14 protein-coding genes are annotated in these 12722 nt (G+C 33.7%); all 14 read right to left on the reverse strand.

Translation table 11 applies throughout. The annotated features are described in order from the left end of the window. Nucleotides 1-1545 (reverse strand): recombinase family protein (locus HMPREF2988_RS09660; RefSeq protein WP_070770546.1); only part of this gene is annotated, 1545 nt, incomplete at its 3' end. 3 nt (nt 1546-1548) lie between these two features. Next, on the reverse strand, nt 1549-2913 hold the full coding sequence (locus HMPREF2988_RS09665; protein ID WP_070770547.1) for a recombinase family protein: 1365 nt from the start codon (nt 2911-2913) through the stop codon (nt 1549-1551). Between the two features lie 15 nt (nt 2914-2928). Next, nucleotides 2929-3168: a hypothetical protein gene (locus HMPREF2988_RS09670; protein WP_070770548.1), complete on the reverse strand. Its 240-nt coding sequence runs from the start codon at nt 3166-3168 to the stop codon at nt 2929-2931. A gap of 178 nt (nt 3169-3346) precedes the next feature. Further along, entirely contained in the window at nt 3347-4993 is a 1647-nt protein-coding gene (locus HMPREF2988_RS09675; RefSeq protein WP_070770549.1) for a DUF927 domain-containing protein, read from the reverse strand. A gap of 147 nt (nt 4994-5140) precedes the next feature. Further along, nucleotides 5141-6178 carry a hypothetical protein gene (locus HMPREF2988_RS09680; protein ID WP_070770550.1) on the reverse strand — a complete coding sequence of 346 codons (1038 nt, stop codon included), beginning with the start codon at nt 6176-6178 and terminating at the stop codon, nt 5141-5143. Between the two features lie 628 nt (nt 6179-6806). Beyond that, the gene (locus HMPREF2988_RS09685) at nt 6807-7727 is read right to left on the reverse strand and encodes a DUF4767 domain-containing protein (RefSeq protein ID WP_083314639.1); all 921 of its coding nucleotides are present in this window, start codon (nt 7725-7727) and stop codon (nt 6807-6809) included. A gap of 74 nt (nt 7728-7801) precedes the next feature. Further along, on the reverse strand, nt 7802-8098 hold the full coding sequence (locus HMPREF2988_RS09690; protein ID WP_070770551.1) for a hypothetical protein: 297 nt from the start codon (nt 8096-8098) through the stop codon (nt 7802-7804). Then, complete coding sequence (locus tag HMPREF2988_RS09695) at nt 8091-8384, reverse strand: Mor transcription activator family protein (protein ID WP_070770552.1); 294 nt, start codon at nt 8382-8384, stop codon at nt 8091-8093. Before HMPREF2988_RS09695 ends, HMPREF2988_RS09690 begins: the two co-directional genes overlap by 8 nt. A gap of 145 nt (nt 8385-8529) precedes the next feature. Continuing rightward, nucleotides 8530-9081 carry a DUF1643 domain-containing protein gene (locus tag HMPREF2988_RS09700; RefSeq protein ID WP_070770553.1) on the reverse strand — a complete coding sequence of 184 codons (552 nt, stop codon included), beginning with the start codon at nt 9079-9081 and terminating at the stop codon, nt 8530-8532. 173 nt (nt 9082-9254) lie between these two features. Further along, nucleotides 9255-9554 carry a 4'-phosphopantetheinyl transferase gene (locus tag HMPREF2988_RS09705; RefSeq protein WP_070770554.1) on the reverse strand — a complete coding sequence of 100 codons (300 nt, stop codon included), beginning with the start codon at nt 9552-9554 and terminating at the stop codon, nt 9255-9257. 26 nt (nt 9555-9580) lie between these two features. Further along, nucleotides 9581-9889, reverse strand: coding sequence for a DUF960 domain-containing protein (locus HMPREF2988_RS09710; protein WP_070770555.1), 309 nt, complete (start codon nt 9887-9889; stop codon nt 9581-9583). Between the two features lie 108 nt (nt 9890-9997). Then, nucleotides 9998-10615: an RHS family protein gene (locus tag HMPREF2988_RS09715; RefSeq protein ID WP_002336125.1), complete on the reverse strand. Its 618-nt coding sequence runs from the start codon at nt 10613-10615 to the stop codon at nt 9998-10000. 30 nt (nt 10616-10645) lie between these two features. Continuing rightward, entirely contained in the window at nt 10646-11929 is a 1284-nt protein-coding gene (locus HMPREF2988_RS09720; protein ID WP_070770556.1) for a PDDEXK-like family protein, read from the reverse strand. 201 nt (nt 11930-12130) lie between these two features. Then, nucleotides 12131-12610, reverse strand: coding sequence for a 23S rRNA (pseudouridine(1915)-N(3))-methyltransferase RlmH (gene rlmH / locus HMPREF2988_RS09725; RefSeq protein WP_070770557.1), 480 nt, complete (start codon nt 12608-12610; stop codon nt 12131-12133). Nucleotides 12611-12722: the final 112 nt, after the last annotated feature.

Consider the following 12722-nt stretch of genomic DNA (forward strand, 5'->3'; position numbering starts at 1 on the left):
TACCACGGCAGGCGTGAATTTCATCGTAATTTCCAATATCTCCTTCTGTTTAGGATCAAAGGTGATTTTCTCAATAAAAGTTCGATACAAGGCTTTGACTTGCTTCTTCTCACTCTGGGCAAGAAAGCGATCCAAACTAGTTAATATCTGTTGGACATCTTTGACTTGAATCGGCTCTCCTTGTTGTTGAAAGATCCCTAAGATTTCATTTTCTCGAATGTGCAACTGTCGTCGTTTTTCAGTCAATTCGTCTAAGCGGTCTTTTAACATCGGAAACAATTCAGAACTATCTCCCAAAGCAGCTTCCCATTTTTCAATTTTAGTCTTCAATTCTTCCTTTCGTTCCAGTAACACCACGAGTTCTTGTTCCAATGGTTGGCTTTGTCGCACTATTTCTTTATTTAACGCTGCCACCAATCGGGGAAGAACTTCTGGTAGCTGAACGATCTCCTTTAATCGGTCGGCGACAAATGTTTCCGCTTGTTCGGCACGAATCGAATTGGCATGACACACACTTGCTCCCTTATTTCGAAAAACTGAACAAGAATAATATCGAATCCGTTTCTTTGTGCCATCTTTTAGGGTATTTGTGACATTACTCGCTGCCATCGGTGCCCCACATTCTGGACAACGTAACAAGCCTGTCAATACATTTTCACCTGTATGGTTCCATTTGGGTTGTTTGCCTTCTAAAGCAAGACGTTCTTGTACTTTTTGATAATCTCCTTCCGAAATAATCGGTTCATGGGTTCCTTTCACTAAAATCGGTCTCGGATTCTTCCCCTTCCGTCGTTTGGTTTCCCAATTGATATAGCGCGCATACTCTAAATACCCTGCATAAATTTTATTGCGTAAGATATCTTTGACTGCCGTAGTAGAAAAAGCATTCTGTTTAACTGTTTTATATCCTTGACGATTCAAAAAATTGGCAATCGCTCGATACCCTTCTCCACCTAAATATTTTGCATAGATCAGTCGAACAATTTTCGCCTCTTCTGGTTCAATGACCAATTGTTTTTGACCATTCGTGTCAATACCACTGACATAGCCTAAACGTCGTCCTCCTGCATAACGCTTTTTATCTTTCACTAAGCTTTGCATTGACATTTGAACATTCTCCGCAATTTGGTTGCGTTCAAATTCACCGAAACTCCCAAGAAGTTGTAACATCAGTTTTCCTGTCGAAGTGGTTACGTCAAATTGTTCCGAGATCGAATGTAATCCTACGTCATATCGCAATAATTCCTCGACTGTTTGTAAGACATCCAACATATTACGTCCGAGGCGAGTCAACTTCCAAATCACTAATAGATCAAAGCGATGGTTTCGAGCATCCTTCATCATCCGTTGATAAGCGAACCGATTCTTCGTGGATTTTCCACTGATTCCTTCATCGGCATAAACTTCTACCACTTCATAGCCCATCCGTTTGGCAAACTGTCGTCCATTTTGTTCTTGTGCTTGGATACTATGTCCTTCTAAAGCTTGTTCTTGTGTACTCACGCGAATATACAATGCGACTCGTTTGGTTTGTATCATTTCCATAGATCATTCGTTCCTTTCTAAAATATTTTGTGTCATTTGCCGGAAGTAAATCCCACAGACTGTTTTATCCTTTGTTACCTCAATCCGACAAACATAGTCACATAACAATTGTCGACTAGAGAGGTCTTTTAGTTGAAGCCATTCTTTCACTTTTGCTTCACACTGTTGGAGTGAAAGAAACGAAGAAGTAGACATCGGCTTTTGAAGAGCTTGCAGTTGTTGCTTGAGTTCTTCCAGTGAACAATTGCCCTCTTCAAATGCCTTAATCCATTGTGCTTCTTGTTTCTTTTGTTGGATTACTTTGCATTTTTCATCTTTTCGCTTTTCGGCTAATTGTTGCGTCAATTGGGCAATCAAAGCTTGATAGACGCCTTCGTATTGAAAAAACGCCTGTATCTTTTCCAATACTTCTGACTCAACCCTTTCTGCCCGAAGAAAGATTCCTTGGCAGCTTCGGTCGGTACAATGATAATAATGAAGCGTCTTCGTCTTCTTTGTATTCCATTGATATTTCGAACTCAGATGACGACCACAGAAGGGACACCGAATTTTTTGACGTAATAAGTACGGATACGTATCTTTTTTAGCTGTACGCCTTGATTGTCGAATCTGTTGGGCTTGTAAAAAGATTGCTTTCGAGAGAATCGGTTCAAAGGTTCCTAGATACTTTCCAAAAGAACCCCCTTTCACTTCGCCATAATACAATGGATTTTTTAGGATACTATAAATGTGATAGGACTGAAAAGGACGTTCGCGGAAGAAGAGCTTTTGTTGCGTCAATCGTTGACAAAGCTTTTTGTAGCCATATTTTTTAGTCAAATAAAGTTGAAAGATATGGCGGACAACTTTTGCTTCTTGTTTGATTTTCCCATTCACTAAATGATACCCATATGGAACCGCAGAAGATAGATATTGCCGTTGTTGCTTTTTATAGGCAAGTCCGGCACGAACATTCTCAATAATGACATTTCGTTGTTGTTCTGCAAAAGTGAACAATAATTGCACAAATAGTTTATTCATTGAAGCGTGCGAGAAAGAAGCAGGAAGAGGTTCAGAAATCGAACAAACTTGAACCTGATGTTGTTGGCACAACTCAATAAATTCTAAGGCTATTTTGGCTTGACGTGCCAATCGATCATAACGCCAGACATAGATCACCCCCTCTTCTTCTGACGCACAAACCCAAGCTCTAAGCTGTCGAAAAGCTGGACGATCCGCTTTTCCCCCTGATTCTCCTTTGTCTGAAAATCGTTGGGGAAATTGTTCATATTTCTCTAAAATATACTCTTTCACCGCATCATATTGAGCGTCATTACTGATTTTCGCTTCTTCATAAACAGACGTTCGATCATAACAAGCCACACGCATGCTTGATTCCCCTCTCTATGAATGAACTAAATACCATTTTTTCACGACTCTTCCATTGAACGAACGTTGCACAAAGCGATTTTCTAAATATCCTTCGTTCTTCAACGCTTGAAGAGTACCTCCAATAGATCCAGCAGATACCCCTCTTATTTCGAAATCCAAGTAAATTGGTTGTGTAAAAAAGGCTTGATTTGAAAAATGTTCTTGAATATACAGAAGAACCTCTGCTTTTAGTGTCATTTTATTTTTAGTCATTAGAATTTTCCTTTCTTTCATGTTTGATTAAATGAAGTAAATGAAGCATAGATCAAGCTTCATTTACTTCCGTTTGGGTTTGCTCGCTATCATACAGATAAGTAATCAGTTGCTGTGAGAGCATTGTTAAAAACTCCTGCAATAAGATCCCCTCTTTCTAAGTTATTTTAATTTGTAACTATAAATCTAACTTAATTCGAAACGAAGCATATTTCCCTCCATTAGACCGAAGATAGAGACGATCTTTCTCGCAACCAACTAACAGACCTCTTTTCTTCATTTCTTTCAAAATACTTCTTTCAGACGGAAGATTTAAAGATGTTAACATTGTTTTGAATTGTTGCTCTGTCATACGAACTCGGTAATATTTATTCTCCATTTTGTCTATTTTTCCTAATACTACTTGATGGCCATTGCGTAAATATCCATTTATCTTAAACTGTGTTTGCATACTCTCGATATACCCCCTAATTAATGGATAAGCAACCATTAAAATATCTAACTTGAGAGCTTCTCGCTTTAACAGCTCTGTTAATTTAAGTGTTATTTGATCGATAGATATATTAAAATCCAACTCGTTCAATATCTCGCCAATAAAAAGAACTACTGAAAACCTCAAAATTATACGTTGTACTTTGGAATTTTCAATCGGAACTTCCTCAAGCAAATACTGGGAATAGAATTGGATTCTTTCTACAATCTGAGAAATGTCCATCTGTTGAAGATGCTGTGCTAATTTTTTGGCTAAAAATCCATAATTGGTACTAGCCATCCTCTTAATTGCTTGTGAATGAGTAACAGATTGAGTCAAAGTTAGATCTGTCAATTGTAAAAGTCGAACGAAACTACCACTTTGGTTTCCTTTCCCCAACGGTGCTTCACCAGTAGAAAAAATTACGACCTTGAATGTGTCAGTTTCTTGCAATTCACTAGCAGAATTCAAACGAAATTTATCAACAGAATTTGCTATACGATAAATAAAATTAGTATAATCTAAATTTTGGCTAGCTGCTGAATCATCCAATCCGACTAACACTCCTTGTAAGTTCCCCAATTTAGTTAAAGCATTTATAGTAGAAGAATGTGAGCGAAATAAGCCCTTAGGTTCGGTGATAGTTGGACTACTATACATGCTGATCAATAACATCAAAGTTGTAGTTTTTCCGCTACTCGAATCACCATAAAGATGGAGAACAAACGGTTCTAAATCTAATTGTTCGGCTACAGGTGTATATCCAATAACAACTGGACACAAACCAAATAGTACCAATAACTCTAAATCTAAGTTCCCTCGAATATATTGACAATAATCAGCGTACCAAGCTTCATAACTTCCTTTTTGTTTTAAGTGAAATAAAGGATTTTCGATGCAATATAACTGTCTTTCACTTTGAAGTAAATAATGCCATTTTTCTCCCACTCTTTGCCAACCAATCGTTTTAGAAATGATTCCTAAACTACTTTCCTCGATTTGTCGTGCTAAATAATCTTGTAAATCGCTCCAGTATTTTGGTAAAATAGGCAATCCCATAGCCATTAATTTCTTTGGAGAATGGTTCATTATTTCTTCGTAAGGAAGGGTTATCGAATGATATCTTTCCCTGCGACAAAATTTGACTTCCACTTTTATCAAGCCTGTTTCTAAATCACACAACTCTTGATCAATCCAAATTGGTTGTTTCGCTATGACTCGATTTTCAACTTTCACTCCTTCTTTAGATAAATAATAACAGTCATATAAAAAGCCTTTTCCATTTATAAGAGCTTCCTTTATTGAAGAATAGGTTTTGGGAGTACCCCTACTACTTGTTTGTATTCTTCTCATTTTTGAATTACCTCCTTTTTATTGTTATAGCAGGAGTATAAATCTATTATTACTGTGCTGCGATAACGTTAGGTCATTCTCACTCTACACCTGAGTATCTTGACAAAAAATAAAAAGTATGCTTATCAAAAAAGATAAGCATACTTTTTATAAACTATCTCGTTTCTTTTCAAAATTTTCTTGATAAATAGAATCCATTAATTCAATAGAAGCTAAGAAATCTCTCTTCATGTAATAGTCTTCTATCAATTGTTTTATAATAGGAGTTTCCCAACTACGTGGACGATCAAGTTCTATAATATTTCTAGTAATTTTTTTCCACCTATCCAATCCCTTTTGGTGATAATTTGGATAGTTTACTTTTGAAGAAGGTGGGGTAAGCCTGAATTCTACCCAATATTTCTCTTCAACTTCCATAATAATTTCTTTGGTCTGAGACTCTACTTTTATATCAAATAATCTAGTAAAATATTCCATTGCTAATATATAGTATTTTTTTGATGGCAATTTGCATATCTCAGCAATAGATTCTTCTAATTCTTCTAGTGCATATAAGTCAAAACCATATTTTTTTTCATTTTCCAATTTATCTTTTATCATTCTAATTTTTTTACTCGCCTGGTGAAATATATCATCAATTAACTCTTTAAAATTTCCAGCAGAGTTTAAGTAATAATTCGCAAAAGCACAAGTTGTATCTAAACAAATCTCATGGTAAATTACTTCTTTTTGAATTTCCCTTGCCATTTGTGGATGATATTCTTCCTTTTCAAAAAATACACCTGTTACTCTATGCCTTAATTCATGATTTTTGAAAAATTCAAATGCTCCCTTATCTTTTGGATTTTTCTTACTTTGAGCGTTATAGATATCAATAATTCGAGAATGAAGCAATAAAATATATAAACAAAAAGTCAATATTTTTTCTTTAACATCCTCTTTATTCTCGCCAAGTTCCTTTTCCAAAATGAGGTTATCTAGTTTTTTTCCTTTATCTATATACAACCAATCCCACATTTCTTTCAAATGATTTTGTAGCTGCGTATCCTCATTCACGTCTTTTCCTTCAAAATTAAATGTTGTAACATAAAAGTTTTTCTTTCCATCATAGAGTGTTGGATCGACTGTACTTTTAGACACATAAAACTGATTTTTTATAGCATTTTCTTTAATTCTTTTTTCCATTTCTATACTTCCTTTCTTTTTTATTATTGTATCAAAAAATAAATACTATAAAAATGCCCCGTTTCCCCGTTAAAATTCAAAGAAGATTCTTTTTTATTAAGATTAAAAAACTATGTATTTTATTATTTGTTTATCTTTTAAATTTAACGGGAAAACGGGGAACCTTTACTTAATATGGACACATAGAAAGTATGACAAACTTTCTATGATTCCTGCATTAATTTCGTTTTATATACTTTAGTGAAACAAATAGACAAAAACAAGCCTTTCTTAGCACCAAAGTACCTAAAGTGACAATTTTTTATTTCATTTTACTTTTCTCACTCATTTTTTATCAACTATCTTTTGGTCACTTTGGGTACGTCTAGTACTGTATTGGTTTTCAATTAAATATCTCATTCAAAAGAATGCTTGTGCTCTTTCAATTATCGTTCCTATTATTATTTTTATGTATATTAGTTAAAAAATCATTTAATACATTCATTCCCCCTCTCTATAGATAAAACTGATTCTTAAAAAGCTTATGGAGCTTTTTAAGAATCAGTTATTACTTGATGATGTATAACTCTAATTATTAAACCGTGTTAGAATGATTAATCATCCTAAAAGCCTCGTCCATTTGTAACTCTTATTTCAAATTAGGGTATTTTTCTAATAGATTCGTTGTACTTTGTGCAAGTTGTGCATTCGTAGCATTACCTACAAATGAATCAACAATTTCTTGATCTGGGATTGAATTTAAAATATCTTCATTAAGCCCTTGACTAGCATATAACCCTCTAATTGTTTCTGCTCTTTCATATAGATCAACACTATAAGCAGAAGGAGAATCCGAAGACACTATTGATTCTTCTGTAGTTGTTGCTTGTTGAGTAGCTTCTTCTACTACTGGAGTTTGAGGAGTTTGTCCATTCACAATATCAATGAAACCTTGTTTTAATTGTTGATTTTGAGTTTCGTTAAAGTACATATAATTATTTTCATTACCTTGATTTTGTTGCGTTAAATAAACTTTAGGTTGTCCATTTTGAAAACCGAAAAAGTAAACATGCTGCCCTAAATATTCTCCAGTTTCTACATCAGAATAAACCGCTACTAAATTGAAATCTGCATGACCAGTTCCATCTTCTGACCATTGTACGGTAACTGGTGCTTCATTGATTGCCATTTTCCAATTGCCATTAATCACGGCTTGTGGTAAAGGAGTGCCATACAGACTTACATTATTCTGAGGATTGTAGCTTTTATATTCTTGCCCTAATGTCTTTCCCCATTGTGTGACAAAAGTTGCTAGTTGGGTAAATTTCTCACTATCCCACAAAGTATTCTTAACCTCTTCAGAAGAAGATTCAGTGATTGAACTTTCACTTGTACTTGCTTCCACAGATTGCTTCATTTCTGTTGTAGTTTGTTCAGTTGATTGCGTTTTACTTTTTTTAGTCTCAATTGTTGTATCAGTTTCTACAGTCGCTTTAGTCCTCGTATTCCCAGATGTACAACCAGTGAATAAAATTCCCATTCCAATTAGTAATAACAACCATTTTTTCATTTTATTTACTCCTTTCAATTTCTCCCTCACGTATTTATTCTATCAGACAATTAATTGATCTCAACGGTAATCTTTTAATCAATTCTTTCCCAATAATGTCGATAGCCAGTATAGCAACGGTCTCTTCCTTGAGGACTCTCAGATAGGTTAAAAATAGTAGAAATTTCCCTTCCACATCCTCTACAGCGATAAGTTCTCATCATTTTTGGGCTATTAGCATTATTTTTCTTAGTTAGAGCTATGAGTCCAACTATGATTACCCCAACTGTCTTAATTACGTTTCCTTTATCTATATTCGGATGTGCAAGAATATATTTATATAACCAATATCCACCGTAAATTAAGCCACCTAATAAAATCAGCTTAGCCATGTACTCTTCTCCTTTCTTTTTGTTTAATTACTTCTTGAATCCATCTTGCAGAGAAACCATAAATTTCTGTCAATTGACGGATATCCACATTTTTTTCCTGTTCTATCATGTTTTCGATTCTTTTTCTAACTAACTCGCGATCGTACATTTTCATTGGAAAAGAAATCTGTTGCCCTCGAAAAGCAAGATAAAATTGATAGAGCAATTCTGAATCCAGTTCCATTTCCTCAAAAAAGTCATTCATACTTTTATAAGAATTACTCAAACAAGTTTCATCAATCTCCATCTACACACCTCCTGTTATTTTTTACATAATGAAAATAGCATATTACTGAGTACATTGATAATTCATATAACATGTACCATCACATGTATTTTTAAAGGCAAAAAGCATGTAAACCTACTTATAAATAACAAGAGAAAATAAAATGTTATTTTTCTTGAAATAATAATTGACTATCTGCCAATTGCCATTCATTACGAACATGAATACTTAATGGGTGAGATAACTTGCCTTCTGCATTTATCAATACTTTGGTCATCTTCTTTTGTTTCGCACTCAATTGATCGTAAATGGTCTTCGCTTGTTCATAAGCCACTTGACTCATCGCTGTAATCGAACCACAAGCAAAAATAATAGTGTTGATTTTCTTTTCTGTGAAAACAGTCGTTAATATTTCCAAAGATTGTTCATCATTGCCACGAGGAAATACCCGAGGACTTTTCGCTTTTGTATACGAAAAAAGATTCACAGCAACAAAACCAGTAAATCCCAATTGTCGGATATTCTTTTCGATGAGCAACATACTCAAATCATTCGTAAATGGTTCTGTATCTGTTGGACGAATGGTAATGACTACCGCTAATTTTTCTTCCGCTTCTTTTCCTTTGATTGCCCATTGTCGTTTGAAAACATAGCGATGGGTATGATGAGGGTCTCGCCAAACCTCTGTTTGTGTGGTCACTAATTCTTTTTCAATCATATCTTTTTCTCCTACGCCAATTTTTGTTCAAGCAATTCAATCACCATTGCCGTTATAAGTGTCAATACTAGTTGAAAATATTTCATATTCTTTCTCCTTTTTTCTTCAGAATTCGATAAATCGCGGTAAGGATATCTTCTAAACATTTCGCAATCATTCTCAAATAATCGATCTTATTCATTGGTTCCTCCAATCTGACTCCAAACCAAACGTCCTTCTACCAGTAACCCGCGAACAAATTCTCGCTGGCTGGTAATATCTGTAATGAAATAAACCACGTAGTCTTTCCCATCTTCTAGTGCGCAATAAATATAAAGATGTGTCATTACTAAACGTGGTAGAGTAACATCTTTAGGAAGCGTACCCATTTCAATTTCCTCTTTTTCCATCGTAACGGATTCATAGCCCCACTCTTCAGGAGTAGTGACTAGCTGTGCACGCTTTTCCAGTACTTCGATAGCCGTTTCTAACAAGTCATTTCTCTCCTTTCTTTTAGATATTAGTATTCTTCTGGTAATAACATCGTTTGATACTCACCCGAATCAATGACCCATATTTTTTGAGACGCTGATTTCAAACGAAGCTTAGGTGAAATCAGATACTCTTTTCTTGCTTCCGGTTCTTCTTGACGATGAACCAACTTTTGATTTCCTTTTTCAATCGAAAATTCAAAAATTTGAAGATAGTCTAAAGGAAGTTGCTTTTGAACGTTTTGATCGATTAGATTCCAACATAAAGCTTGTAATTCCACTGGTAAACTGTCCCTTACTCCCTTTGTGACATAACGTTGTCCTTTGTTTTGAAACATTTCTTTTCCCTCCTTTGCCATAAAAAATAGCCCAATCTTCTATAAAGAAGATTGGACTTCATGGATATAATATATAATTGAAATTATATTTATTTCAGATAACTAATACTACCGGAAATACCATAGAATAACGTCAATATTCCTAGGTGTCCAGCTGTAAGTTTTAAAAATTTTATTTAAATGATTTGCTTTTTTACGATAGATATCAATTAAATATACTGCATCTTCTATCTTCAAATTTTGTGGATTCATTTGTTTTATTTTTTCATCAGTTTTAAATTCTTCAGTTTTTAATAACGCTCGAACAACCATTTCATCCACCGTACCAAAGTAGCTTGGAAATAATAACGCTAGTAATCCTGATGCACCAGCTACACCAAGTCCGTTGATTTGTGTAGCGTACATTAGTCCCAACTTAGTATTAGGTAATTCAAAGCTAAAAATTTCCTTTTGAATTTTACTTAACTCTGATAGATTATTTTTATGTTTTTCAAAATATGATCTTGAAGTAGCTAATCTATTTTTTGCCGTATATTTCCAAACGAAATAACTATCGTATAAAAAATCATAAAAATCTTCTACTTCAAGTTGACTCACATAATCAATATTAATCCTCGATAATTTTGTTTCAATACAATTATCTCTACCAGTTTCTACCATAGCTTCTGTTAAAGCTTTTTTCCAAATTTCTTCATCTTCTGATTGCCAAATTTCATTAATATTCATACTTACCTCCCAAAGAATGTATCTGAACTTCTATTCAATTAAATTTACATTTGTTTTCTCAAAATTTATTATACTATTCTCTGACTTCAGAATAAAATTATTTTTTATCTTTTCGTATTCACTGGCTTTTTCTTTTATATCCTTTAAAATTTTTTCAAGCGATTTCTTGATTTCTTTTACAACTTGATCCCTTCCTTCATTCTCTAACTTTGTATAAAGTTCTTCAATAAATCTCATATTCACTTTGTTAATTTTCCATTCGGCAACGTTCCACCATTCCCAATTTTCCTTCTTCTTTTTTACTCCTGTCGTTAACATTAATTCTTCAACAAATTTTTTATTTTCTTCTGGAATCTTACCAGTAAATACAAGCTTTATCTTTCCGACACTATTTCCTCCTTTATTTAATATTTCGAAAGCATACATTTTGTGGTTACTCCATCCACCTGGATGAGACAAAGGCAAATCTGGAAATAAATCAGTGAATTCTGGTATTTGGAATCTCACTATAGATTTTCCGCTATATTTGGGATCAAAAATTATTTCATTTTCTTTAGCAATCTGTTCCAAAGCTTCAATGTATAATTCACTCATTAAACTTAAATTATCTGGTATATTTTCAAATATTAGATCCAATGCTTCTTTATGTTGTTGATAAATTTTTCTAACGATTTCTTTGATTTCATCATCCATTCCGACATCTCTCCTTAAAATATCAACATAGTCTTTTATCAAATAATATACTTTCTTTTCCATACTATTTTTTTGCATTAATTGCTCCAGTATTTCAACGATATCCTTGTAAGTAATTATGCCCCAACTAGGATTTGTGGGTTCATTTCCATCTGGAGTTAAAAAAACAAAAATTTTTTTATAGTTAGAATAATTGCGTTCTATATATCTCTGGTATTTATTAAGTTGCCCTCTAGACTCTGAAGACAGAATTTTATTTTCGATGCACACCACTATTTTATTTTTTTCCGATACCAATAAAATATCAATATTATTATTTTCCCTGTAAACAATTAAATCTTCATAGCTATTAAGTAAAGCATCGAAATAATTGATAGCAGCTTTGGTATCATCATTAGAATCTATATACCTTTTCAAAAACATTTTAAAAAACTCATCAGATAAATTGTGGGTTTCATTTGGAGCAAACAAAAAAGCTAAAAAATTACTATGTCTTATTTCATTTTTAGATAGCTTAAGTATCTGAAATATATTTGCTTTTCCAGTCCATTTAGATAGCCTTTCTTCAATATCATCCATATCCTCCAATAGATTTTTTAAACACTTTTTTTCATCTATCATATTTTTTCTCCTTGCCATTATTCTAACTAAAATTTTACGTATTTATTTCTATGTCTACATTATCTTTTTAACAGTATCTATTTTTCTCTTGCAACTTACTTGGCTACCAAAGCAAATAACAAAGTTATTTATAAATTTCTCCCTACCACTACCTATTGCTATTATTTAAAATAGGGATAATTTTTCTCTTAAAAAATATCATCACTTATGATACGGAGCCCCCGCATTGATCCGGAAGGCACGGTAGATTTGCTCGACGAGGATCAGACGCATCAATTGATGTGGATACGTCATTTTGCCAAAAGAGATCTGAGCATTGCTTCTTTTCATGACGGCTTCGCTGAGTCCTAAAGAGCCGCCGATAACAAAAACAAGGTGGCTTTTTCCTTGGATACCTAATTGGTCGATTTGTTTAGCAAAAGATTCGCTTGTGGGATTTTTCCCTTCAATTGCTAAGGCATAGACATATTCTTGTTCTTTGATTTTCGCTAAGATTCGTTCTCCTTCTTTTTCTTTTACTTGTCTCATTTGCGCTTCACTTAAATTCTCCGGGGCTTTTTCGTCAGGAATTTCGATCAATTCGATTTTTGCATAGGCATTCAGCCGTTTGACATACTCATTGATACCTTGGATCAAGTATTTTTCTTTTAATTTTCCTACTGAAATAATTTTGATATTCATGTTTTCTCTCCTTTGATCTTCACGCTCACTTTGTTTATTATAATCAATTTTTTCGTCTATATGTTTATTTTGGCTATTTTTGTTAAAAAGATTTCCCCAACAGTTATGCACA

Origin of the sequence: Enterococcus sp. HMSC061C05, assembly GCF_001814765.1 — a bacterium.
Lineage (GTDB): Bacteria > Bacillota > Bacilli > Lactobacillales > Enterococcaceae > Enterococcus_B > Enterococcus_B lactis.